Genomic DNA, 24,126 nt, shown 5'->3' on the forward strand with positions numbered 1-24,126 from the left:
GCCGAGTGATGAAATGGTGGATTGTACCGCAACCGGGGGCGGAAATGCCGTCTGAAGGCAGATTTTGTGTTCAGACGGCATGGCGCCTCAAGATTCGACAGGGATGATGCCGATTTTCGCCTGCCATTTGGGCGGGGCGGTGGCGTGGATGGATTCGCCTTTGCTGTCTACGGCGACGGTTACGGGCATGTCTTTGACTTCAAATTCGTAAATGGCTTCCATGCCCAATTCGGGGAACGCCAAGACTTTGGAAGATTTGATGGCTTTTGCCACGAGATACGCCGCGCCGCCGACTGCCATGAGGTACACGGCTTTGTTGTCGGCGATGGCTTCGCAGGTGGCCGCGCCGCGCTCGGATTTGCCGATCATGCCCAAGAGGTCGGTTTGTTCGAGCATTTGGCGGGTGAATTTGTCCATGCGGGTGGCGGTGGTCGGACCTGCTGGGCCGACGATTTCGTCGCCGACCGGATCGACGGGGCCGACGTAGTAAATCAGGCGGTTGGTGAAATCGACGGGCAATTCTTCGCCTTTGTCGAGCATATCGACGAGGCGTTTGTGTGCGGCATCGCGGCCGGTGAGGATTTTGCCGTTCAACAGCAATACGTCGCCGGTTTTCCAGCTTGCCACTTCTTCTTTGGTCAGCTTGTCGACATCGACGCGTTTGCCGTTGTCGGGGCTGTAAGTCAAATCGGGCCAGTCTTCGACGCGCGGCGGCGTGAGTTCGACAGGGCCTGAGCCGTCCAATTCAAATTCGACGTGGCGGGTGGCGGCGCAGTTCGGAATCATGGCAATCGGTTTGGAGGCGGCGTGGGTCGGGTAATCGAGGATTTTCACGTCCAACACGGTGGTCAGACCGCCCAAGCCTTGCGCGCCGATGCCTAGCGCGTTGACTTTTTCAAAGAGTTCGAGGCGCAGGGCTTCGGTGGTGGACAATTCCGCGCCGGACGCGGCTTTTTCCTGCAATTCTTGGATGTCGATGTGGCTCATCAGGGATTCTTTCGCCATCAACACGGCTTTTTCGGGCGTACCGCCGATGCCGATGCCCAAGATGCCGGGAGGACACCAGCCCGCGCCCATGGTCGGAATGGTTTTCAATACCCAATCGACGATGTTGTCGGAAGGGTTGAGCATGGCGAGTTTGGATTTGTTTTCAGAACCGCCGCCTTTTGCCGCGCAGGTTACTTCGACTTTGTCGCCCGGCACGATGCTCATATGGATGACGGCGGGCGTGTTGTCTTTGGTATTTTGGCGTTTGCCGGCGGGGTCGGCGAGAACGGAAGCGCGCAGCGTATTGCCTTCCCAAGTGTAGGCGCGGCGCACGCCTTCGTTAACCATCTCTTCGACGCTCATGTCTGCATCCCATTGCACATCCATACCGACTTTCAAAAACACGGTCGCGATACCGGTATCTTGGCAGATGGGGCGGTTGTTTTCGGCACACATGCGGCTGTTGACCAAAATCTGCGTCATCGCGTCTTTGGCGGCGGGGTTTTCTTCCTTCTGCCACGCCTTATAAAGCGCGTCGATGTAGTCTTTGGGATGGTAGTAGCTGATGAATTGGAAGGCATCGCAAATGCTTTGGATAAAGTCTTCCTGTTTGATGACGGTCATGATTGTGTTCCTTTTCAAGGTTGTGGCGGTAAGTGTCTGCTGCTGTTTTAAACAACCTTTTTGAAGGCTGTTTTTTATCAGGTTGAAATAGTGCCAGCGTTTGTACGGTAAAGACAATACATAATTCTAATCTCTTGATTATCAATTTGTTTTAATAAAATACTGTTTTACTCGGATTTTGATATTTGTAATCTTTGCCTGTTGCTTTGCGGTAGGGAGAAATCAGCAGGCAGTTCATTGTAGGCCGATTGATGAACAATGCCGTCTGAAAGGGCTTCAGACGGCATTGTGTTCGGATGGGCGGGCTTATTTTGCGGCCTGTCCGTCTTCTTTTGCAAAATATTTGGCGTAGATTTTGTCGTATTCGCCGCTTTCGCGTACTTTTTTCAACGCATCGTTCAGCATTTTGACGGTTGCTTCGTCGCCTTTGCGTACCGCGATGCCGTAGTGTTCGGTGGTGAAGTCGGGCAGGGTAACGAAGTCCATCCCTTTGGTCGGATTGTTTTTCACATAATTGGCGATGACTGCGCTGTCGCTGACCACGGAATCCAAGCCGCCGTTTTCCAGTTCTTTGATAATCAGGGGAACGTTTTCAAAGCGCGCGATTTTCGGGTTGTCGTTGCCCAAGAGTTTGGATACGGAGAAATCGCCCGTGTAGCCGGTTACCACGCCGACTTTGTTCATGTTTTTCAAATCTTCGGAAGAAGATATTTTTTTGCCTTTCGGAACGAGGACGACTTGGGTGATTTCAAAATACGGGTCGCTGAAGTCCATAGACTGTTTGCGGTCGTCGGTAATGGTTACGCCCGACATCACAACGTCCGCATCGCCGTTGTTCAAGGCGGGGAAAAGGCTGTCCCACGGCTGGTGTTTGAATTCGATTTTAAAATTGCCCGCCTTCGCCATCGCGTTCATCAAATCCACATCGAAACCTTCGACATTGCCTTTCGAGTCTAAAGATTCAAAGGGGGCAAACTCGGCGTTGGAAGCCACGCGGTACACTTTGTCGGGATTTGCGGCGGGCGCGGCGGCATCTTTACCCTGACCGCCGCAGGCAGACAGCGCGAGCGCGGAACAGGCAAGGGCGGCGGCAATCCATTTTTTCATATTCATCAAAATTCCTTTCGGTAATCAAAAAGCCTAAAAAATCAGTTTAACATAAAATTAACGTTCTTTTTCACGGAAAAACGCATAAGTAACGTCGTGGAACAAATCCGTATGCGGGCTGTCCTCATAGCTCAATTCTGCCAAGGCGTCTTCAAATGCAAGCTGGATGGACTCGACCGCGACTTCGGCGGTGTCGGCGGGAAGGGCGCGGATCAGGGCTTTGAAGGCGGTGGACAGGACGTGGTTCTGCATACGCAGCACGTCGTTCGCCTCTTCCAGATATTCCAAACGCTGTTCGATGCTGCTCATGATGTATCCTCGCGAATCTGTTAAAATGCGCCATTATATCAAACCGCGCTTTGGGCGCGGGTTTGTCTGCCTGCAAAGATTAAGAACCGGAAGCCGAAAATGGATGCGAATAAAGAGCCGAATTGGGAAAAACGTTTGGAAAACCTGCGTCAGACGCGCCGTATGAAGGCAGTGCCGACTTACGCGCCGCTGTCCCGCCCCTCTGAAACCGGAACGGACGCGCCTGTGCCGAAACTGGACGATGAGAGCCGAGCCCGTGTGTTGAAGGCGTATCTGAAAAAATGGCAGGAGGAACACAATGCCGCCGTTGCCGATTGCGGCGAGGAAGTCGAAACCGACCCGATGATCGTCCTTCAGGAAAACTGGCTCAACGCGCAGGCTTCCCTGCAAATGTCGGTTTCGGAAAAACACATCGAATCGCGGCGGAGAATCCGGTTTGATGCCAAAAAAGACAGTGCCGAATTTGAAACCGGACAGATTGAAGGCGGGGAAAACGCCGATGCGGCAGAATCGGGTACGGCGGCAGACGGGGTTGCGGAAAACGGCGAAGGCGGTGCGGAAGAAGCGTTGATGCCCGTCCAAATCAATATTCTGAACCCGAAAGCCGTCAACCGGCGCGAAGTGTTCTGCCTGTCCGAACAGGAGCTGACCGAACGGCTGATCAAACGCCTGCGCCCGCATCTGACCGATACCGTCAACGGTATCATCCGTACGGCGGTGCAAAAGCAGATGGCGGTTTTTACCTATCAGCTCCAGCAGATGCTGCACGAGCAGGCGGGTGCGGTAGTCGAAGACGTGTTGGAACACGATGTCCGCAAAATCCTCAACGACATCAAGTACGAGTTAAAATACAAACGCTGATTGCCATGCCGTCTGAAAGCCGTTTCAGACGGCATTTGCATTCTCACCCGACTTGAAAGCATCATAGAACAGGCGCAAAATATTAATATAGTGGATTAACAAAAATCAGGACAAGGCGACGAAGCCGAAGACAGTACAAATAGTACGGAACCGATTCACTTGGTGCTTCAGCACCTTAGAGAATCGTTCTCTTTGAGCTAAGGCGAGGCAACGCTGTACTGGTTTTTGTTAATCCACTATAAATTAAACAACGGGCGCACGCTCCGTTGCCGAACGGATAAAACCGAGGAATCACCGATGAGCAAAAAACTCCATCCGCAAACGCTCGCCATACGCGGCGGCAAAGAACAAACCGAATACCGCGAACACAATCAGGCATTGTTCCTGACCAGCAGCTTCATGTGGGACAACGCCCAACACGCTGCCGATTTGTTTTCAAAAAAAATCAAAGGCTTCACTTATACCCGTACCGCCAACCCGACCACAGCCGCCTTTGAAAAACGCATCGCCGCTTTGGAAGGTGCGGAACGCGCGGTCGCCACCTCGACCGGCATGTCCGCGATTCAGGCGGCGTTTTTCACCTTTTTGCAGGCGGGCGACCATGTGATTTCCAGCCGCAGCCTGTTCGGCACGACCGTCGGCTTTATCAATAACATCGTTACCAAATTCGGCATCGAAGTGAGTCACGTGTCGCCGACTGATATAAACGAATGGAAAGCCGCCGTCAAAGCCAACACCAAACTGCTGTTTTTGGAAACGCCGTCCAATCCCTTGGGAGAAGTGGCCGACTTGGAAGCCTTGGCGGAATTGGCGCACGGCATCGGCGCGCTCTTGGTGGTGGACAACAGCCTGCTGTCGCCTGTCGGCTCTCAGCCTTTGAAACACGGCGCGGATATTTCCGTTTCCTCCGCGACCAAAGCCATAGACGGACACGGGCGCGTGATGGGCGGCGTGTTGGCGGGTTCGGAAGAACTGATGGCGCAGGTCGCCGTTTACTGCAACTCTTGCGGGCTGGCAATGTCGCCGTTTAACGCATGGCAGTTGTTGAGCGGCGTGGAAACCCTGTCTCTGCGTATGGAAAAACAGTTCGACAACGCCTTGAAAATCGCGCAATGGCTGCAAGCGCAGCCGCAGGTTCAAGCCGTGTATTACACCGGATTACCCGACCATCCTCAGGCGGAGCTTATCCGCAAACAGCAAAACGGCGGCGGCATCGTCATCGGCTTTGAAGTCGCCGACCAAGCAGCCGCGTGGAAAGTCGTGGACGGCGTCGAACTTTTCTCCCGTACCGCCAACCTCGGCGACGTGCGCTCGACCATTACCCATCCGTGGACAACCACGCACGGCAGGATGCAGCCCGAAGAAAAACTCGCCGCCAACATCCGCCCCGGATTGGTGCGCCTGTCGGTCGGTTTGGAATATGTTGGCGATTTGATTGACGATTTGAAACAGGCACTCGCGCGCTGATTGCGTGTTCAGACGGCATCGGCGGAAAAACACCGCAAATGCCGTCTGAAACCCTTATCTTATATGACATACACGTCAACAATAGGAAAAAAATATGGATGAAGCGGTTTTTGCCGATTGGGCGTTGAAAATCTGCCTGACCGGCTTGATTATTTTTTTGGGTTTTATCGTTTGGAATTTGGGCAAGGAGTCCAAAGCGGGCAAATTCGGCATCGCCATTTTGTTTTTGGTTTTGGGCTTGGGCGTGTTCGGTTTTGTGTTCAAAGAGTTATTGATTAAGTTTTTGGTATTGCCGAAATAGGTTTGCGGCCTGTCAAAATGCCGTCTGAAATCATAAAAAGTAATCTGCACCCTAAAAGTTTGATTTAACCGCCAACTGATTAAGGTGCGGATTTTTATGACAAAATATAGTGGATTAACAAAAACCAGTACGGCGTTGCCTCGCCTTGCCGTACTATTTGTACTGTCTGCGGCTTCGTCGCCTTGTCTTGATTTAAATTTAATCCATTATAAAAATCATCTTTCCGCAGTCATTCCCACGGATGTGAAAGCCTGTCTTTTTGAATCCCGGATAATTTTACATCGTCATTCCCGCGCAGGCGGGAATCCAAATCATTGGGTAGCGGCAATGTTCAAAAGTCGTCTGAAAAATCAGAAGTTCTAGATTCCCGTTTTCACGGGAATGACGGAATTTCAGACGGCATCCTCCCGCCCCGTCATTCCCGCGCAGGCGGGAATCTAGTCCGTTCGGTTTCGGTCATTTACGATAAATTCCTATTGCTTTTCATTTCCTGATTCCCACTTCCGTGGGAATGACGGCGGAGCGGATAAATTCTCGCAATCTAAAACCTCGTCATTTCCATAAAAAACAGCAACCCGAAACAGCAACCTGAAACCTCGTCATTCCCGCGCAGGCGGGAATCCAGATCATTGGGTAGCGGCAATGTTCAAAAGTCGTCTGAAAAATCAGAAGTTCTAGATTCCCGTTTTTACGGGAATGACGGAATTTCAGACGGCATCCGCCCGCCCCGTCATTCCCGCGCAGGCGGGAATCTAGTCCGTTCGGTTTCGGTCATTTACGATAAATTCCTGTTGCCTTTCATTTCTAGATTCCCACTTCCGTGGGAATGACGGTTTGGAAGTTGCCTGAAACTCGAAAACAGCTATAGTGGTTTAAATTTAAACCACTATAAAACTGAATGAATCGGATTCCCACTTCCGTGGGAATGACAAACTTTAAGGTGTGATGATTTATCCAAAACAGTCGAAACGCAAAAACCGGTTTCTCGTTTGCATAAGAACGGCAAATTTTTCGGTGTCTTGTTTTATGGGCGTTATCCCTTGTCCGTCCCGTAGGGCAGGTAAACGTCGAAGCGGGTGCTTTTGCCGGTGTATTGGTAGGCAGGGGCTTGTCCGGCAAGGTGTTCGCCGAGGCGGGGGCGTTTGACGACGACGCGTTTTTTTGCTGTTTGGCGTGCGGTATGCAGGAGTGCCGCTTCATCTTGCGCTTCGCCGACGAGCCGATGGAAGTAGGTCATTTCTTTTTTAACGGCGGCACTTTTGCGGCGTTCGGGATACATGGGGTCGAGATAGACGATGTCGGGTTTGCCTTGTGTTTGGACAAGTGCGGGCATTTGTTCGGCGGCGTTGCCGAAATGGAGGTTGATGTGCGCGGCGGTGTCTTGCGTTTCGGGATTGAGGAGGGCGCGGCGGATGCCGTCTGAAAGCAGGCAGGCGACGGCGGGATGTTGCTCGAAGGCGGTAACGGCCAGCCCGAGCGAGGCGAGGACGAAGCTGTCGCGCCCCAATCCTGCGGTTGCGTCCCAAACGGTGGGGTGCGCGGTGTGGTTGACGGCTTTGGCGATGAGTTCGCCCCCGCCTTTTGTGCGCCGGTATTGTGCCGCGCCGGAGGCAAAATCGACGATGACGCTGCTTTTTTCCCCGACAAGCCTGAGGCTGACGGTATCGTGTTCGGCAAGGAGGTAACTGCCTTGTTCGGGCGGTTGGGAAACGGGCACAAGGGGGAATGCCCGTATCAGGGTGCGGACGGTTTCGGTGGCGGTGTTGTCAATAAGGATGTCGGTCATGGTGTTTTGTGTCCGTTCGGGCGTGGGGCGAACCCGCTTTCCCGTGCCGTTTCAGACGGCATTTTTTCGGGTGGGCGGAGATGGTGCGGATGCCGTTTTGTCGTCAGCCGATGTTGAGGCGTTCCATACGGTAGCGCATGGAACGGAAGCTGATGCCCAAGCGTTTGGCGGCCTGCGTGCGGTTGCCTTCGGTTTGTTTGAGGGTTTGTTCGATGATGTCGCGTTCGATTTGGTCGAGATAGTCCTGTATCTGCATGGTATCGGGGTCGAACGCGCCGCAACGCAACGCTTCCTGTGCCTGATCGGCGTTGCCGAAGGCGGTGATGACGGCAACCGGCGTATCGAGCAGGCGGCTGTTGATGTGTTGGACGACTTCCAGCCCCGAGCCGTCCGGCATACGCATATCGGTCAGGACGAGCGAATAGCGTTGGCTGTCGAGCTTGTTTTTGGCTTCGGCAACGCCTGACGCGGTATGGACGCGCAAGCCCATTTTCATCAGGGTCATTTCCATCAGGTCGAGAATGTCGGTTTCGTCATCGACGACGAGGACGGGGTGTTGCAGTTCAGTCATTGGTTTTTTCCGGTAATGTGAGTTCGAAACATTTGGCTTCCGGTAGGTAGGTCAAATCGCCGAAATTGGCGTGCGCCAGTTCGCGGGCGACATACAGCCCGAGGCCGGTGCCGTTTTCCGCCGTGGTGTAAAAGGGTTCGAACAGGTGTTCCTGCACTTCGGGCGGTCGGCAAAGAGGATGCAGACGGTGTTTTTTTGCGCGGGGCGGATGGTGACGGAAATCGAGCCGGGCTGTTTGCGGCTGTGCCGCCACGCGTTGTTGGCGAGATTCCACATAATCTGCCGCAGGTGGGCGGGATCGAAATAGGCGGTCGGGTGATTGCCCTGCATATCCAAGCGGATGCAGCCGGCGGCATCGGGATGGCCGAGCAGGAACTCTTGTTTGAATTCTTCCCAAAACGGTATCAGGCCGATGGTTTCGCGTTCGGTTTTGTTGCGCTTGTTGAGTGAGGAAATGTCTTCGAGCATTTTGTCGATGCGGCAGACGTTGCCGTCGATGATTTTGCACAATTTGGCGTTGAACGGATCTGCCGCCCCCGCTTCCATATTTTCGCGCAGCAGGTCGTTGGCGTGGCGGATGGCGGACATCGGGTTGCGGATTTCGTGGGCAAGGTTGGCGGTCAGTTGTCCGAGCGCGGCAAGTTTGACGGACAGGGCTTCTGCCTGAATTTCGCTTTGCGGGCGGATGTAGAGGATAAGCAGCTTGTCCGGCTCTTTGTTCATCGGCACGGCGCGGATGCGGGCGGTCAGGCCGAGTGTGCCGAGGACGTATTCGAAAGTGTGCGGAGAGGCTTGGTCCCACAGTTCGGCGGCAGAATCGGACAGGTCGGCGCGCCGTCCGATTTCGAGTGCGGGGAAAAGGTCTTTCGCCTTCCGGTTGAACAGCACCGCCAGCCCTTCGGTATTGATGACGACGACGGCTTCTTGAACGCGTTCGAGTACGGTTTGGCTCAAGCCTTTGATGCGCCGGTAGGCGAGGTGGTTGTCGCGGGCCAGTTGGCCGGCGCTGTCGATGTATCTGACCGACAGTGAGGTGAAGATGGCGGAAAGATAGGAGGCGGCGACGAGGATGAAGGTTGCCGAGGCGGTTCGGGCATCCGATATGTGCGGATATTTGCCGATATCGCCGTCGGCAATGGCGTTGAATATCAGCAGGATGGCGGCGTAGCTGGCATAGAGCAGGGGGTAACGCCCGTAGCTGAGCAGGCAGGAGCAGACGACGAAGGGCAGAATCAGGATGCCGAAGCCGGAATCGATGCCGCCGAACAGGTAGGTCAGCACGCCGATCATCGTGATGTCCGCCACCGCGCTGAAACGCGGCATTTTCAGCGACTGCCATTGCCAATGCGGATGGATGATGGAAAAGAAAATCAGCCAGCAGGAAATGGCGAGCCAAACATAAAATGCCCACGCCGTCCACGAAGCGTGCAGGTTTTCATGTCCGCTGACCTCCAACCCGAAGATATGCATAATCAGCAGGGGGAAGACGATGGCGATGCGGGCGATGTTGATCAGATTGGGAATCCGGTCTTTGAGTTTCTCAAGTTCGCGGGTATTGGAAATTACCATAGTATGTGCAGAGTCGGGTTTATTTCGGGGAAGAAAGCTGTTTCAGGCTGCCCGATATGGGTAATAGTTTGCCTTTTTTGCCGCGTTTTGCCTCAAGCAGGGAGATGGGGATGCGGTCTTTGTGCGCTGCGCCGCGCCTGCCTTCGCTTTCAATCAGGATTTCCGGCTCGGAAGAAACGGCGGTATGCGTCATCGATTCGCCGGCGTTTAATCCGATGATTTGCAGCCCTTTGCCTTTCGCCATAATTTTCAATTCGCCGATGGGGAAGGCGAGGGCGCGGTTTTGATTGGTGGCGGCAATGATTTTGCAGTCGGGGTTGATGAACGAGGAGGCATAGACGGCAACCGGCGGCAAAACGGTTTCGCCGCTGTCTGCGGTCATCACCACTTTGCCCGCTTTCACGCGCCCGACCATATCGCCCAGTTTGGCGATGAAGCCGTAGCCGCCGCTGCTTGATAATAAATAATGTTGTTCCGGCAATCCTGTCAACATCGCAACGGGTTTCGCGCCGTTTTGCAGCTCGATCAAGGATGAAACCGGCACGCCGTCGCCGCGCCCGCCGGGGATTTCGGCGGCATCAAGGGTGTAGGTTCTGCCCGATGAATCGAGAATGACGACGGGTAAAATCGTTCTGCCTTCGAGGGTTTGTTTGAGGCGGTCGCCTTCTTTGAACGCGGTTTGGCTCAAATCGAGATTGTGTCCGGCGCGGCTGCGTATCCAGCCTTTTTCCGACAGAATCAGTGTGATGGGTTCGTCGGCGGTGGTTTGTGTCAGCACGGCGCGTCCGGCTTCTTCCACCAGCGTGCGGCGCGCGTCGCCGAACTGTTTCATGTCCGCCTGCATCTCTTTGACAATCAGCTTGCGTTTTTCGTTTTCGTCGCCCAAAAGGATGTTCAGACGGCCTTGTTCTTCGCGCAATTCGTTCAATTCTTTTTCGAGTTTGAAACCTTCCAAACGCGCCAACTGACGCAGGCGGATTTCCAAAATGTCTTCGGCTTGGATTTCGGTCAGCCCGAACGCCGCCATCAAATCGGTTTTCGGGTCATCTGATTCGCGGATGACTTTAATCACTTCGTCGATGTGCAGAAAGACTTTCAGACGGCCTTCGAGGATGTGCAGCCGTTTTTCCACTTGGTTCAAACGGAATTTCAGACGGCGTGTTACGGTTACGGTGCGGAAATCCAGCCATTCCTGCAAAATCGTTTTCAGGTTTTTCTGCGCGGGGCGGTTGTCCAGCCCCATCATCACCAAGTTCATGGACACATTGCCTTCCAGCGAAGTTTGCGCCATCAGCGTGTTGATGAAGGTATCGGTATCGATGCGGCTGGATTTCGGTTCGAACACCAGTCGCACGGGATGTTCGCCGTCGGACTCGTCGCGCACGCGGTCGATTAAATCCAGCATCAGCTTTTTGGTGTTGAGCTGGTCTTGGTTGAGCTGTTTCTTACCCGCTTTCGGTTTCGGGTTGGTTTGTTCTTCGATTTCGGCAAGGATTTTGGCGGAATTGGCGTTCGGCGGCAGCTCGGTTACGATGACGCGCCACTGTCCGCGCGCCAGCTTCTCGATTTCATAACGCGCACGCACGCGCACGCTGCCTTTGCCGGTTTCGTAAATCCGGCGCAATTCGTCCGCCGGCGTGATGATTTGACCGCCGCCGGCAAAATCGGGCGCAGGAATATATTGCATCAGGTCGGCGGTTTCCAGCGTCGGCTTCTTCAACAGCGCAATCGCTGCCTGCGTCACTTCGTTCAAATTGTGCGACGGAATCTCGGTCGCCATGCCCACCGCGATGCCTGACGCGCCGTTGAGCAACACCATAGGCAGGCGGGCGGGCAGGTGCAGCGGCTCGTCAAACGCGCCGTCGTAGTTCGGCACGAAATCCACCGTTCCCTGATTGATTTCGGACAACAGCAATTCCGCAATCGGCGTCAGCCGAGCTTCGGTGTAACGCATCGCCGCCGCACCGTCGCCGTCGCGCGAACCGAAGTTGCCGATGCCGTCGATTAAGGGATAGCGCAAGGTAAAATCCTGCGCCATCCGCACCATCGCCTCATAGGCGGAACTGTCGCCGTGCGGGTGGTATTTACCCAAAATCTCGCCGACCACGCGCGCCGATTTCACCGGCTTCGCCCCCGCCGTCAAACCCATATCGCGCATGGCAAACAAAATGCGCCGCTGAACGGGCTTTTGGCCGTCTGAAACTTCAGGCAGCGCGCGGCCTTTGACCACGCTCATGGCGTATTCGAGATAGGCGCGTTCGGCGTATCGGCCGAGCATCAGCGTATTGGAATCGGTATGTGGAGCGTGCGGTTGCATATTTATCGTATTTCCTTTTCGGTTGAACCCCCGCCACTTGGACATCTGTCCTTCGGGGCGGTAGAATCAGACTTTATTTGGGAGGGGGCAACCCCTTCCAAATCAGGGCAACACATAGGGCGGTGCTTTATGTGTCGTCCTGTGTGTTGAAACATTGTGTATGCGGAATGTAAAGCAAAGGGCATTATTGTAAATCAAAACGGCAAACCATAGTGGGCGCGTGTCTGAATCTGAATCAAATACGGGAATGTGAAAATATGTTATAAATAAGGCTTTCCCACTTTCACACATTGGAGACGATATGGAATTGGTATTTATCCGCCACGGACAAAGCGAATGGAACGCGAAAAACCTGTTTACAGGCTGGCGCGACGTGAAGCTGAGCGAGCAGGGGCTTGCCGAGGCTGCTGCCGCCGGTAAAAAACTGAAAGAAAACGGCTATGAGTTCGACATCGCCTTCACATCCGTCCTGACCCGCGCGATTAAGACCTGCAACATCGTTTTGGAAGAATCCGACCAACTGTTCGTACCGCAAATCAAAACATGGCGGCTGAACGAACGCCACTACGGCCGACTGCAAGGCCTGGACAAAAAACAAACCGCCGAACAATACGGCGACGAGCAAGTCCGCATCTGGCGGCGCAGCTACGACACCCTGCCGCCGCTTTTGGACAAAGACGATGAGTTTTCCGCACACAAAGACCGCCGCTATGCCCATCTGCCTGCCGATGTTATCCCCGACGGCGAAAACCTGCAAGTAACGCTGGAGCGCGTATTGCCGTTTTGGGAAGACCAAATCGCCCCCGCGATTTTGAGCGGCAAACGCGTCTTGGTGGCGGCGCACGGCAACTCCCTGCGCGCGCTGGCAAAACACATCGAGGGCATTTCCGACGAAGACATCATGGGCTTGGAAATCCCGACCGGTCAGCCGTTGGTGTACAAATTGGACGACAATTTGAAAGTCATCGAAAAATTCTACCTGTAAGGGTGTGAAATAAAAAATGCCGTCTGAAGGCTTGAGCGTTCAGACGGCATTTTTGACGGTAAACGTAGCAACTGCTTTCGCGAGAACGACGGGATTTTAGGTTTTTGTTTTTCTGTTTTCGTGGGAAGGATGGGTTTTAGGTTGCGGTCATTTATCGGAAAAGCAGAAACCGCTCCGCCGTCATTCCCGCGCAGGCGGGAATCTAGAACCTCTGAATTTTCAGACAACCTTTGAATATTGCCGCCGTCCCGCGTTCTGGATTCCCGCCTGCGCGGGAATGACGATTTATAAGTTCCCGAAACGCCCGAAAAAACCGAAATCCGACAGGCAGGATTTTCGCTTTCGTGGGGATGACGGGATTTTTGTAACCGTAGCAACTGCTTTTGCGGTAATGACGGGATTTTAAGTTACGGTAAGTTATCGGAAAGACAGAAACTTCTCCGCCGTCATTCCCGCGAAGGCGGGAATCTGAACACGTCCGTAGGGAAACCTATATCCCGTCATTCCCATGAAAGTGGGAATCCAGGATGCAGGGGAAATCGTTTTATCCGATAAGTTTCCGCCCCGAAAGGTCTGGATTCCCGCCTGCGCGGGAATGACGGGATTTTTGTAACCGCAGGGTGGGCTTCAGCCTGCCAATCAACAACCGAAAATGAAGAAAAACGGTGGGCTGAAGCCCACCCTACGCAATTGCTTTTGCGGAGATGACGGGGTTTTAGGGTGAAGATGGTGGGAGTTGGTGGGAGTTGGTGGGCTGAAGCCCACCCTACGCAACTATCCTACGCAACTACTACGCAACTACTACGCAATTGCCGCCGCCTTGCGGTACAGCTCGAACAGGAAGGCGACGCGTTCTGCCTCGTCGTCGGTATTTTTGCCTGTTTTGTAGCCGTAGGCTTTATCGACTGCCTTGTCGAGGGTGGCGTGGGCTTTGTCGAGGGCGGTATAGCCTGCGTCGGGCGCATAGAGTTCGGCGAGGGTCGGCTCGGGCAAACCGGCTTCCTGCGCTTCTCGGCGGTATTGTCCGCGCGCGTCGAGGACGGTTTGGGCGGCGGCTTCGACGGCGGCGCGGAGCGGGTCGGGGCGGTCGTTTTCAGACGGCAACCGGCAGCTTTCGGGGAAGGGGAAGTTGTTGTACACGACGGTATTAGAGTAGCGATAATCGCTTTTCAGACGACCTGCAACGGTACGCATAAAGGCGTTGTGCATGGTGGAGCTGAGGATGCCGAAGTGGTAGAGGGTGGCGTTTGGAAGGATAAATGCCAGATTGCTGACAACTGTTTCAAACGACAGATAACCGATGGGGATGAAACGGCGGCTTTCAGACGACACGCTCGGAATAATCAGATAATTGCCGTCTGAAGGCTGGCGGATTTTTTGAAAAAGCCACGGGGTTGCTGCATCTTTTTGAGTTTGTTTGTCGCTGCTGGCTTCGCGCATGGTTTTGACCGCCTGAATACGGGCTTGAACTTGGGGCATTTGTTTCAGGTCGTGGTTGCGTTTGACATCGGATACGCCGTGAAACCACAGGCACCAACGGGTTTTGCCGTTGAGAAACTCATCCGCGCCGATAAAGGGGCGGATGTATTGCTCCGCCAAGGGTTCGGCGGCAATCAGGGCATCTTTTTCGGCGGTTGAAAGGATAAGGTTGCCGCCTTCGGTCGGTTTGCTTCCGTTGACCATATCAGGTTCGCAATGTATGGGACGGCTGCGCTTGGCGATAATCAAATCGGGCGCATCGATCAGATAAGGATTGATGTTGGCTACGGCGTGTTTTTCGGGTTCGCCTTTGATGTCGGGATAGTCGTAGAGGGTTTTTTCAGACGGCATTGGCGGCTTTTGGCGGAAGCCGACGATGATGCAGTGGACGGCGGCTTTGCCTGCGGCTTGGCTCGTCCATTGGAAGGTGCGGTGGGCAAAGTGGATTTCGATGCCTTGGTTTAAAAGGCTGCCCCAGAGGATTTCGACCTGCTGGCCTTGGCAGATGGAATTGGTGGAAACAAATGCCGTCTGAACTTGGGGATGCTGCGCCATGATGCCTGCGGCTTTGACGTACCAGTTGCAGACGTAATCCAACAGGCCGTAGCCTTTGATATGGCCGCAGATGCTTTCGAGGTCGTTTTTCTGCTCTTTGGTTTGGTAGGTCGAGCCGATAAAGGGGGGATTGCCGAAGATGTAGTCCGCCGCCTGCCAAGGTGTGCGGAGGCTGTTGGCGTGGATGATTTCGGCGGCGTCTTCGAGCGGCAGCGTATGGCAGGCGACTTCGCCGTCGAAGCGGATTTGTGTGCGGATGTTGCATTGGTGGTTTTTGAGCCACATGGCGGTGCGGGCGATGAGGACGGCAAATTCGTCTATTTCGATGCCGTGAAACTGTTTCAGACGGCATTGGACGGACGGGCTGTCGAACAGGCCGTCTGCTTTGTCTTTGAGGGCTTCGGCGATGATGTCGTCTTCAAGGGCGCGGATGCGGTCGTAGGCGACGATAAGGAAGTTGCCGCAGCCGCAGGCAGGGTCGAGGAATTGCAGGTTTTGGATTTTTTGGTAGAAGGCGGCGAGTTTTTTGGCTTTGTCGCGTTTGAGGGCTTTGACGGCTTCAAATTCGGCACGCAGGTTTTCTAAAAAAAGGCCGTTGATGACTTTGTCGATATTGGCGGCTTCGGTGTAGTGCGCGCCCGCTTCGCGCCGCTCTTGCGCGTCCATGACGGATTGGAAGAGCGTGCCGAAGATTTCTGGACTGATGTTGCGCCAGTCGAAATTGCCGCAGTCGATTAAGGCGCGGTGCTGCTTGGCAGTGAAGTCGAAAGTGCGCAGGCGTTCTTTGAAAAGACCGCCGTTGACGTATTCGAAACCTTTAAATTTTTCGCTTTGGGTCTTGCTGCGCTTTTGGTCGGGTGTGTTGAGAAATTCAAAGAGTTGATTGAGCTTGTCGCCGAGCGTGTCGGCTTCTTTGCAGTTTTCTAAAAAGTCTTGGAAAAGGTAGTTGCGCCGGAAAACGGCGCTGTCGTCGGCAAAAAAGAGGAAAAGCAGGCGCGTGATGAAGAGGCGCAGCTCGTGTTCTTCGTAAATGCCTTCTTCTTTGAGCGCGTCGTGCAGCCTGCCGATGGTCGCCGCCGCTTGAATGTTGGCTTCTTCTTGAATTTGGCGGACTTTGGCTTCGATGCCGAACATGAAGTCGAAAACGCCGCGCGTGATGTATTCAGGCAATTCTTCCAAAGGGAACTGCCATTGGTTTTCTGCGCCTTCTTCAGGTACGCGGCGGTAAAGGTGGAAATGGGCAAAATCGCTGACGGCGTAATATTCGGGCAGCGCGGAGGGCTTGGTGCGCCCGATTTCCTGTAAATAACGTTCCGCCTGCTCTTTGGCCTTGGTCAGGTTTTTGTTGGCGGATTTGTGTTCGGCAAGGAAGATGCCTTCCCAAAATATATCGACGAATTGGGTGTTGTCGGCAGGGTCTTTGACGGGGTATTCGAAGTGGGCGACGTTTTTGCGGTCGATGCCGAAAATGGCGAAAAATTCGTTCTAGAAGGTGTCTTTCTCGCGGCGTTCGTCGGTTTGGTCTTTGTAGTAGGCGGCGAAGTTTTGTGCGGCGGTTTGGAGTTGGAGCAGGGTTTTCATCGGCTTGGGTTTCTATAACGGGGACGGGCGAATTGTATAGTAAATTCAAAGAAAAAAACCCATATCCTTATCTTTGCCCTATTTGCGCTGTTATTTGTGCGAAAGTGGGAATCTGGAAATTTAATGTTGCGGCACTGTCCCTAAAAAACCGAAACCGAACAAACCGGATTCCCACCTGCGAGGTAATGACGGGATTTTAGTAACCGTAGGGTGGGCTTTAGCCCACCAATCAACAATCAAAAATGAAAAAACGGTGGGCTGAAGCCCACCCTACGTAACTAAAAATTACCAACTATGCTTTTTCTTTTATTCCTTCCAAACATGACCATCTATGAGGCGAACTTTGTTGCAATAGATATTTGCTAGAGATTGAGCAGCGGATAGTACTTCTATCTCAAGACAATTCCATTCATATCCTTTTTCTAATGGTAAAACTACTAAAATAGTATCATGTTCTTCACTAAGAGATAATTTATCTTCATTATATGGATTACCGAGTTTTAAAAAATTTGCTGCTTTTTCTATAGCAACTTGCCAAGTTTTATATTTATCGTAATTTTTATCAAAATGTACTCCTCCTTGTTTATTGGATAAAAAAGTAATTATCTGATTCATATTAAAAATATTTCCATTATGGAAAACTCGTTTTAAAGTTAAAAATTTTTCAGCAGGACATAAAATTATATTTGGTTCAGCATAGATTATTGGTTCACCAGAAAATTCTTGTGATGAATGATATATAGAGCTAATAAATTCTCCGCCTAAATAAACTCCACCAGCCATATAAAAATTAACTTTATTCTCTAAGGTTGACAATTTTTCAAATACCAAACTTGTATCAAGGATGGGCAATTCTATAGTTAAACCTATTTCTTTTGCGAGAATATTTAATTGTTTGTCAATTAACCATCGACGGACAATAGGAGTTGCAATGCTACGTACATATCTTGGAGGAAGAGCATCTGCACAAATTAGTGTTTCTGTTAAAGTTGATATATCCTCTTCTAAAAGTTTTTGTAACTCTGTTTTAGTATTCATTCTAACAATCCAAAATATAAGCCATTTGAACAAGACTCAAATGGCTTATTAAGATTTAAATTTAACTTAATTTCTGACAAAGCCAGCTTTCCACGCTTACCAGCATTTCGGGCAATTTGCCGGCATCCGTGCCGCCGGCCTGCGCCAAGTCGGGACGGCCGCCTCCTTTGCCGCCGACTTGTTCGGCTGCAAATTTAACCAGATCGCCTGCTTTCACTTTGCCGGTCAACGGTTTGGATACGCCGGCGCACAGGGAGACTTTGCCGTCGTTTACTGCCGCTAAAAGAATCACGGCGTTGTCGGATTTTCCGGTCAGGTCGGTTACGATTTCGCGCAGGGCGGCTGCGTCGGCTTCGATTTGGGCGGCAACGAGTTTGGCTGCGCCCAAGTCTTTTGCGTCGTCCAAGAGTTTTGCGCCTGCGTGGACGGCGAGTTCGGCTTTGGCGCGTGCCAATTCTTTTTCCAATGCTTTGGCGTGTGCCGCGCCTGCTTGGATTTTCGCCAGTACGTCTTTTTCGGTTTGGGCTTTGGTTTCGGCAATAATGTCTTTCACCAAACGCTCTTGCTCTTGCGCCCATTTGAGTGCGTTCAGGCCGGTGATGGCTTCGATACGGCGCACGCCTGCGGCAATACCGCCTTCGCTGATGATTTTGAAGAGGCCGATGTCGCCGGTGCGTGAAACGTGTGTGCCGCCGCACAATTCGGTAGAGAAACCGCCCATTTGCAGTACGCGCACTTCTTCGCCGTATTTTTCGCCGAAGAGCATCATCGCGCCGGTTTTTTGCGCGTCTTCCATGCTCATAATGGCTGCATTGACGGCAACGTTCGCCAAAACGGCTTCGTTGACGCGGCGTTCGACTTCGGCGATTTCTTCGGCAGTGACCGCTTGGGGATGGGAAATGTCGAAACGGGTGGATTCGGCGGTAACTAAAGAGCCTTTTTGTTCGACGTGTCCGCCCAATACGTCGCGCAGGGCTTTGTGCATCAAGTGGGTTGCGCTGTGGTTGCGCATATTGGCATTGCGGATTTCGTCGTCCACTTTGGCGGTAACGCTGTCGCCGACTTTCAGACGGCCTGAAGTTTGTACGCCGAATTGTCCGAACACGGCCGCTTTGATTTTTTGGGTATCGCGTACTTCAAAGCGGTTTTCGCTTGAGAAGATATAGCCGACATCGCCGACTTGGCCGCCGGATTCTGCATAGAACGGGGTAAAGTCGATGACGACTGCGCCGCTGTCGCCTTCGTTCAATTCGTTGACTTGCTCGCCGTCTTTGTAGAGGGCGAGGACTTTGGATTCGGTTTGGCGTTCGCTATAACCTTTAAACTCGGTGTCTTGACCGTCATAAGGCAGTTGGGCGTTGGCTTTGAAGCTTTGGGCGGCGCGTGCGCGTGCGCGTTGGGCTTCCATTTCGCGCTCGAAGCCTGCTTCGTCCAGTTCGATATTGCGTTCGCGGCAGATGTCGGCAGTCAAGTCGTATGGGAAGCCGTAGGTGTCGTAGAGTTTGAAGATGATTTCGCCGTCGAGTGTTTTGCCGCCTTTGGCCAGCGCGTTTTCCAACAAAGCCATACCGGTTTCCAGCGTTTGGGCAAAACGGCTTTCTTCGTTTTTCAATGCTTCTTCAATTTGTGCTTGTTTTTCTTTCAATTCAGGGTAGGCACCGCCCATCTCTTTGACCAAATCGGCCACCAGTTTGTGGAAGAACGGTTTGCTTTGACCCAGTTTGTAACCGTGGCGCACGGCGCGGCGGATAATGCGGCGCAATACGTAGCCGCGGCCTTCGTTGGACGGCAATACGCCGTCTGCAATCAGGAAGGAGCAGGAGCGGATGTGGTCGGCGATGACTTTCAGGCTGGGTTCATCCATGCTGAAAGCTGCGCCGGTTTCGCGGGCAACGGCTTTGAGCAGGTCTTGGAACAAGTCGATTTCGTAGTTGCTGTGAACATGCTGCATGACGGCGGCCATACGTTCCAAGCCCATACCGGTATCGACGGACGGCTTGGGCAGCGGATTCATATTGCCTTGTTCGTCGCGGTTGAACTGCATAAATACGCAGTTCCAAATTTCGATCCAGCGGTCGCCGTCTTCTTCGGGGCTGCCGGGAATGCCGCCCCAGATTTCTTCGCCGTGGTCGTAGAAAATTTCGGAGCAGGGGCCGCAAGGGCCGGTGTCGCCCATTTGCCAGAAGTTGTCGGACACGTATTTCGCGCCTTTGTTGTCGCCGATGCGGACGATGCGCTCGGACGGCATACCGATTTCGTTCAACCAGATGTTGTAGGCTTCGTCGTCTTCCGCGTAAACGGTCGCCAACAGTTTGTCTTTAGGGATGTTGAGCCATTCGGGGGAAGTCAGAAATTCCCAAGCGAAGTGGATGGCGTCGCGTTTGAAGTAGTCGCCGAAGGAGAAGTTGCCCATCATTTCAAAGAAGGTGTGGTGGCGGGCGGTGTAGCCGACGTTTTCCAAGTCGTTGTGCTTGCCGCCTGCGCGTACGCATTTTTGCGCGGTGGTGGCGCGGCTGTACGGGCGTTTGTCGAAACCTAAGAATACGTCTTTAAACTGGTTCATGCCCGCGTTGGTAAACAGCAGGGTCGGGTCGTCGTGCGGCACGAGGCTGGAAGAGCGGACGACGGTGTGGCCTTTGGTTTCAAAAAATTTTAGGAATTTTTGGCGCAGTTCGGAGGTTTTCATAATTTTTTCAATGTCTCTCAAATGTCTTGTCATGGTAAAAGCAGGGAAAACGAACGGCGGTATCTTACCGCAAATCCCTGTTTCTAGCTATGGAAGCGGCGGTTTTCGGAAGAGTGTGGCGGGATTTTGAATGCCGTCTGAAGCCCTGTTGCCAATATCGGCTATAATGGCCGCTTTCTCCAACCCGATATGCAAGGAATGATAATGACCAAACATCTGCCCCTGGCCGTCCTGACTGCTTTGCTGCTTGCAGCGTGCGGCGGTTCGGACAAACCGCCTGCCGAAAAACCGGCGCCGGCGGAAAACCGAAACGTATTGAAAATTTACAACTGGTCGGAATACGTCGATCCGGAAACCGTTGCCGATTTTGAAAAGAAAAACGGCATCAAGGTTACTTATGATGTGTACGACAGCGATGAAACGCTGGAAAGCAAGGTGCTGACCGGAAAATCTGGTTACGACATTGTCGCGCCGTCCAATGCGTTTGTGGGCAGGCAGATTAAGGCAGGTGCGTATCAGAAAATCGATAAGTCGCTGATTCCCAATTATAAACACCTCAACCCCGAAATGATGAGGCTGATGGACGGGGTCGATCCCGGCCACGAATACGCCGTGCCGTTTTATTGGGGGACAAATACCTTCGCCATCAATACCGAACGCGTGAAAAAGGCTTTGGGTACGGACAAGCTGCCGGACAACCAGTGGGATTTGGTGTTCGACCCCGAATACACGTCCAAACTCAAGCAATGCGGCATCAGCTATTTGGACAGCGCGGCGGAAATCTATCCTATGGTGTTGAACTATTTGGGTAAAAACCCGAACAGCAGCAATACGGAAGACATCAGGGAGGCAACCGCCCTACTCAAGAAAAACCGCCCCAATATCAAACGCTTTACTTCGTCCGGCTTTATCGATGATTTGGCGCGCGGCGATACCTGCGTAACAATCGGTTTCGGCGGCGATTTGAACATCGCCAAACGCCGTGCCGAAGAAGCGGGCGGCAAGGAAAAAATCCGCGTGATGATGCCCAAAGAGGGCGTGGGGATTTGGGTGGATTCTTTCGTGATTCCGAAAGATGCGAAAAACGTCGCCAACGCGCACAAATACATCAACGACTTCCTCGACCCGGAAGTGTCGGCGAAAAACGGCAATTTCGTTACTTACGCGCCTTCGAGCAAGCCTGCGCGTGAGCTGATGGAAGACGAATTTAAAAACGACAATACGATTTTCCCAACCGAGGAGGATTTGAAAAACAGCTTTATCATGGTGCCTATCCAGCCGGCGGCATTGAAGTTTATGGTGCGCCAGTGGCAGGATGTGAAGGCGGGGAAATAAAGCCCGATATGCCGTCTGAAGGATGTTCGGACGGCATTTTTTATCTTTGGCGGAACAGGGATTGCAGCCGCTGTTTGAAGGCAGTGGGGCGGATGCTGCTCAAAATACCGCTGAGGATGATGATGCACATACCGAGTATTTCCTGCCAGAAAAGCTCTTCGGCCAGAAAAAATGCGGCAGACAGAGCGGAAAAAACGACGGTCATATAGGAAAGCGAGGCAACCGTGAATTTGTCGCCGACTTTGTAGGCGCGCGTCATCGACAGTTGGGCAATCAGCGCGGACACGCCGATGCACGACAGATAAACTGCCGATGGAAAGGACAGGGTGTGCCAGCCGGTCAGCGTCGCCCAAACCGATGACATCGCCACACCTGTCACGGAAAGGTAAAACACGACGCGCCAGCCGGGTTCGCCCGCCAAAGACAGTTCGCGCACTTTCAAATACGCCCAGCCGGACATCGCGCCGCCCGCCAGCCCGGCGAGTGCCGCCGTTTCCTGACCGCTGCGGAACGAGGGATTAAGCAGCAATACCACGCCGGCAAAACCAAGGAGCAGCACCGCCTGCGTGTAAACGGAAATCCGTTCTTTCAAAATCAGGAAGGAAAATACCGCCAAAAAAATCGACGAGGTGTAACTCAGGGTAACGCCGGTGGCCAAAGGCAGATGCGTTACCGCGTAAAACAGCAGCAGCATCGCCCCCGTCCCGACCATACTGCGGTTTAAGTGGTTTTTCCAATGGGGCGTGCGGAAGGTGTCCCGACGCAATACGGCGGCAGCCCCGAGCGCAACGGTTGAAAACAGCATGCGCCAAAAGACCAATTCGCCGCTGCCGAGGGCAAATTTTGCCGATGCCTCTTTAATCAATACGTTCATAATGGTAAAGCAGGCCGCCGCCACCAGCATCCAGCCCGATCCTAAAATGTCTTTTTTTGCGGTATCCATAAACGGTCGTTGCGATAAGGACGGTCGGATTGTAAACCTTGCGGCAAGGCTTGTGGAATGTGTTTTTGCCTGCTTCTGATGCCGAAATTTTATTTTTCTTGCCGAACAATTTGTTTTCTCAAGGCAAACTTGATTATAATGGGGGCATGAAAAAATACCTTATCCCTCTTTCCATTGTGGCAGTTCTTTCCGGCTGCCAGTCTATTTATGTGCCCACATTGACGGAAATCCCCGTGAATCCTATCAATACCGTCAAAACGGAAGCACCTGCAAAAGGTTTCCGCCTTGCCTCTTCGCATTGGACGGATGTTGCCAAAATCAGCGATGAAGCGACGCGCTTGGGCTATCAGGTGGGTATCGGTAAAATGACCAAGGTTCAGGCGGCGCAATATCTGAACAACTTCAGAAAACGCCTGGTCGGACGCAATGCCGTCGATGACAGTATGTATGAAATCTACCTGCGTTCGGCGATAGACAGCCAGCGGGGCGCAATCAATACGGAACAGTCCAAGCTGTATATCCAGAATGCCTTGCGCGGCTGGCAGCAGCGTTGGAAAAATATGGATGTCAAACCCAACAACCCCGCATTTACCAACTTTTTGATGGAAGTGATGAAGATGCAGCCCTTGAAATGACGCGGTACGCAAATGCCGTCTGAAAGCCTTTTCAGACGGCATTTGCGTTTGAAGCCCCGATTTATTTTTGCCCGCCTTCTTTCCGGTATTGACCCGGCGAAACGTGATATTGCCGTTTGAACGCCTTGCCGAAGTGCGTTTCCGACTGAAAGCCTACCGACAGTGCGACCGACAAAACCGAATCCGGGTTTTTTTTCAGCAGCAACGCGCCTTTTTGCAGGCGGATATGGTTCACAAAGGCGTGCGGGCTGAGTCCGACCCGGCTTTTGAAACGGCGCATCAGTTGCGCGCGCGACATATTGGCAGCCGCCACCATTTTGTCGACATTCCATTCGTCTTCCGGTTTGTCTATCACCTTTTGGATTAAATGTCCCAAACGTTTGTCCTGCCAACCTTTCAATACGCCCGAGAGTTCGACATCCTTATCCTGTTCGAGATAGGCGCGCAGGATAAGCACCAGCAGGACGGACGACAATGCGTTGACCATGGAAACCGTCCCCGTCAAAGGTTTTTTGCTTTCCAGTTGCAGCATTGAAACCACATACTGTAAACTCGGATGGGCAATGTTCAGAAAAACGGTTTCAGGCAGCCCGTTCATCAAATCGGCGTGGGTGTCGTAGCGGAAACGGGCGCAAAACAGGCTCATATCCTGTCCGTTGCCGCACTGCTTGACCGTAAACGCACCGTGCTGCCGCATATCCGGTTGTAAACTTTCTCCGCATTTTCCGTCGTGGCTCAACACATGACCCAAGCCGCGCGGGAAAAATACAATATCCCCTGTACTGACCGGACGCGGGGAAGTTTCGCCGTCGATGCAGAGATAGCCGCTGCCCGATGTAACAATGTGTACCAATCCTTCGCGTTGCAAGGTTTCATGCCGTACCGACCATTGTCCGCCCAAAAGGCACTGCACATCCACACTGCCCGTCAATTGGGCGAAATCGACCAGTTTGTCCAGAATGTCCATAAATCTTTTTGAACCATAAAATG

At 52.9% G+C, this 24,126-nt stretch carries 16 protein-coding genes and 3 pseudogenes; 6 read left to right on the forward strand and 13 right to left on the reverse strand.

Annotation, left to right across the window (positions count from 1 at the left end; all coding sequences use genetic code 11):
• Window positions 1–87 precede the first annotated feature (87 nt).
• The 3 genes from IUJ45_RS09720 to IUJ45_RS09730 all read right to left on the reverse strand — a co-directional run bounded on the left by IUJ45_RS09720 (window position 88) and on the right by IUJ45_RS09730 (window position 3,027).
• The gene (locus IUJ45_RS09720) at window positions 88–1,611 is read right to left on the reverse strand and encodes a fumarate hydratase (protein WP_002246324.1); all 1,524 of its coding nucleotides are present in this window, start codon (window positions 1,609–1,611) and stop codon (window positions 88–90) included.
• A 306-nt stretch (window positions 1,612–1,917) separates the two neighbouring features.
• Window positions 1,918–2,724 (reverse strand): basic amino acid ABC transporter substrate-binding protein, encoded by an 807-nt coding sequence (locus IUJ45_RS09725; RefSeq protein WP_002229746.1) that lies wholly within the window; start codon window positions 2,722–2,724, stop codon window positions 1,918–1,920.
• Between the two features lie 51 nt (window positions 2,725–2,775).
• A complete protein-coding gene (locus IUJ45_RS09730) occupies window positions 2,776–3,027 on the reverse strand; it encodes an NGO1151 family protein (protein WP_002234140.1) in 252 nt (83 codons plus the stop codon).
• Window positions 3,028–3,126: 99 nt separating this feature from the next.
• On the opposite strand from IUJ45_RS09730, the gene IUJ45_RS09735 reads away from it, so the two are divergent.
• The 3 genes from IUJ45_RS09735 (at window position 3,127) to IUJ45_RS09745 (ending at window position 5,656) form a co-directional block, all read left to right on the forward strand.
• Window positions 3,127–3,888 carry a hypothetical protein gene (locus tag IUJ45_RS09735; protein WP_002234139.1) on the forward strand — a complete coding sequence of 254 codons (762 nt, stop codon included), beginning with the start codon at window positions 3,127–3,129 and terminating at the stop codon, window positions 3,886–3,888.
• A 297-nt stretch (window positions 3,889–4,185) separates the two neighbouring features.
• Window positions 4,186–5,355 (forward strand): O-succinylhomoserine sulfhydrylase, encoded by a 1,170-nt coding sequence (gene metZ, locus IUJ45_RS09740; protein ID WP_002235079.1) that lies wholly within the window; start codon window positions 4,186–4,188, stop codon window positions 5,353–5,355.
• Between the two features lie 94 nt (window positions 5,356–5,449).
• Complete coding sequence (locus IUJ45_RS09745) at window positions 5,450–5,656, forward strand: DUF2788 domain-containing protein (protein ID WP_002212781.1); 207 nt, start codon at window positions 5,450–5,452, stop codon at window positions 5,654–5,656.
• 98 nt (window positions 5,657–5,754) lie between these two features.
• Here the strand turns inward: IUJ45_RS09745 and IUJ45_RS11255 are convergent.
• The 5 genes and pseudogenes from IUJ45_RS11255 to parC all read right to left on the reverse strand — a co-directional run.
• A pseudogene (locus tag IUJ45_RS11255) lies at window positions 5,755–5,867 on the reverse strand (IS5/IS1182 family transposase); the annotation flags it as partial.
• Between the two features lie 822 nt (window positions 5,868–6,689).
• Window positions 6,690–7,442 (reverse strand): class I SAM-dependent methyltransferase, encoded by a 753-nt coding sequence (locus IUJ45_RS09750; protein WP_002246323.1) that lies wholly within the window; start codon window positions 7,440–7,442, stop codon window positions 6,690–6,692.
• Between the two features lie 103 nt (window positions 7,443–7,545).
• Window positions 7,546–8,013, reverse strand: a complete 468-nt coding sequence (locus IUJ45_RS09755; protein ID WP_002212784.1) for a response regulator — start codon at window positions 8,011–8,013, stop codon at window positions 7,546–7,548.
• A pseudogene (locus IUJ45_RS09760) lies at window positions 8,006–9,582 on the reverse strand (ATP-binding protein). Before IUJ45_RS09760 ends, IUJ45_RS09755 begins: the two are co-directional and overlap by 8 nt.
• 19 nt (window positions 9,583–9,601) lie before the next feature.
• Window positions 9,602–11,905, reverse strand: coding sequence for a DNA topoisomerase IV subunit A (gene parC, locus IUJ45_RS09765; protein ID WP_033909512.1), 2,304 nt, complete (start codon window positions 11,903–11,905; stop codon window positions 9,602–9,604).
• A gap of 295 nt (window positions 11,906–12,200) precedes the next feature.
• On the opposite strand from parC, the gene IUJ45_RS09770 reads away from it, so the two are divergent.
• Window positions 12,201–12,884 carry a 2,3-diphosphoglycerate-dependent phosphoglycerate mutase gene (locus IUJ45_RS09770; protein WP_002229738.1) on the forward strand — a complete coding sequence of 228 codons (684 nt, stop codon included), beginning with the start codon at window positions 12,201–12,203 and terminating at the stop codon, window positions 12,882–12,884.
• 801 nt (window positions 12,885–13,685) lie between these two features.
• Here IUJ45_RS09770 and IUJ45_RS09775 read toward each other — a convergent pair.
• The 3 genes and pseudogenes from IUJ45_RS09775 to alaS form a co-directional block, all read right to left on the reverse strand.
• Window positions 13,686–16,499: pseudogene (locus tag IUJ45_RS09775) on the reverse strand (class I SAM-dependent DNA methyltransferase).
• A 306-nt stretch (window positions 16,500–16,805) separates the two neighbouring features.
• Window positions 16,806–17,537, reverse strand: a complete 732-nt coding sequence (locus IUJ45_RS09780) for a hypothetical protein (protein ID WP_002212793.1) — start codon at window positions 17,535–17,537, stop codon at window positions 16,806–16,808.
• A gap of 61 nt (window positions 17,538–17,598) precedes the next feature.
• The gene (alaS, locus tag IUJ45_RS09785) at window positions 17,599–20,223 is read right to left on the reverse strand and encodes an alanine--tRNA ligase (protein WP_002246319.1); all 2,625 of its coding nucleotides are present in this window, start codon (window positions 20,221–20,223) and stop codon (window positions 17,599–17,601) included.
• Between the two features lie 204 nt (window positions 20,224–20,427).
• Between alaS and IUJ45_RS09790 the strand changes: the two genes are divergently transcribed.
• Window positions 20,428–21,558, forward strand: a complete 1,131-nt coding sequence (locus IUJ45_RS09790; protein WP_002229733.1) for a polyamine ABC transporter substrate-binding protein — start codon at window positions 20,428–20,430, stop codon at window positions 21,556–21,558.
• A gap of 40 nt (window positions 21,559–21,598) precedes the next feature.
• Here the strand turns inward: IUJ45_RS09790 and IUJ45_RS09795 are convergent, their stop codons facing one another.
• Window positions 21,599–22,501, reverse strand: coding sequence for a DMT family transporter (locus IUJ45_RS09795; RefSeq protein ID WP_002229732.1), 903 nt, complete (start codon window positions 22,499–22,501; stop codon window positions 21,599–21,601).
• A 146-nt stretch (window positions 22,502–22,647) separates the two neighbouring features.
• Here IUJ45_RS09795 and IUJ45_RS09800 point away from each other — a divergent pair, with 146 nt between their 5' ends.
• Complete coding sequence (locus IUJ45_RS09800; RefSeq protein ID WP_002235070.1) at window positions 22,648–23,136, forward strand: lipoprotein; 489 nt, start codon at window positions 22,648–22,650, stop codon at window positions 23,134–23,136.
• A 61-nt stretch (window positions 23,137–23,197) separates the two neighbouring features.
• Here the strand turns inward: IUJ45_RS09800 and mtrA are convergent, their stop codons facing one another.
• A complete protein-coding gene (gene mtrA, locus IUJ45_RS09805; protein ID WP_002212798.1) occupies window positions 23,198–24,103 on the reverse strand; it encodes an efflux transporter MtrCDE transcriptional activator MtrA in 906 nt (301 codons plus the stop codon).
• Between the last annotated feature and the right edge of the window lie 23 nt (window positions 24,104–24,126).

Origin of the sequence: Neisseria meningitidis, from assembly GCF_022869645.1 — a bacterium.
GTDB lineage: Bacteria > Pseudomonadota > Gammaproteobacteria > Burkholderiales > Neisseriaceae > Neisseria > Neisseria meningitidis.

Coding starts and splice junctions, on each gene's coding strand:
- IUJ45_RS09725 (WP_002229746.1), bottom strand. CDS start 2,724: ATGAATATGAAAAAATGGATTGCCGCCGCCCTTGCCTGTTCCGCGCTC.
- IUJ45_RS09780 (WP_002212793.1), bottom strand. CDS start 17,537: ATGAATACTAAAACAGAGTTACAAAAACTTTTAGAAGAGGATATATCA.
- IUJ45_RS09730 (WP_002234140.1), bottom strand. CDS start 3,027: ATGAGCAGCATCGAACAGCGTTTGGAATATCTGGAAGAGGCGAACGAC.
- IUJ45_RS09790 (WP_002229733.1), top strand. CDS start 20,428: ATGACCAAACATCTGCCCCTGGCCGTCCTGACTGCTTTGCTGCTTGCA.
- alaS (WP_002246319.1), bottom strand. CDS start 20,223: ATGAAAACCTCCGAACTGCGCCAAAAATTCCTAAAATTTTTTGAAACC.
- mtrA (WP_002212798.1), bottom strand. CDS start 24,103: ATGGACATTCTGGACAAACTGGTCGATTTCGCCCAATTGACGGGCAGT.
- IUJ45_RS09750 (WP_002246323.1), bottom strand. CDS start 7,442: ATGACCGACATCCTTATTGACAACACCGCCACCGAAACCGTCCGCACC.
- IUJ45_RS09795 (WP_002229732.1), bottom strand. CDS start 22,501: ATGGATACCGCAAAAAAAGACATTTTAGGATCGGGCTGGATGCTGGTG.
- IUJ45_RS09720 (WP_002246324.1), bottom strand. CDS start 1,611: ATGACCGTCATCAAACAGGAAGACTTTATCCAAAGCATTTGCGATGCC.
- IUJ45_RS09770 (WP_002229738.1), top strand. CDS start 12,201: ATGGAATTGGTATTTATCCGCCACGGACAAAGCGAATGGAACGCGAAA.
- IUJ45_RS09745 (WP_002212781.1), top strand. CDS start 5,450: ATGGATGAAGCGGTTTTTGCCGATTGGGCGTTGAAAATCTGCCTGACC.
- IUJ45_RS09755 (WP_002212784.1), bottom strand. CDS start 8,013: ATGACTGAACTGCAACACCCCGTCCTCGTCGTCGATGACGAAACCGAC.
- IUJ45_RS09735 (WP_002234139.1), top strand. CDS start 3,127: ATGGATGCGAATAAAGAGCCGAATTGGGAAAAACGTTTGGAAAACCTG.
- metZ (WP_002235079.1), top strand. CDS start 4,186: ATGAGCAAAAAACTCCATCCGCAAACGCTCGCCATACGCGGCGGCAAA.
- IUJ45_RS09800 (WP_002235070.1), top strand. CDS start 22,648: ATGAAAAAATACCTTATCCCTCTTTCCATTGTGGCAGTTCTTTCCGGC.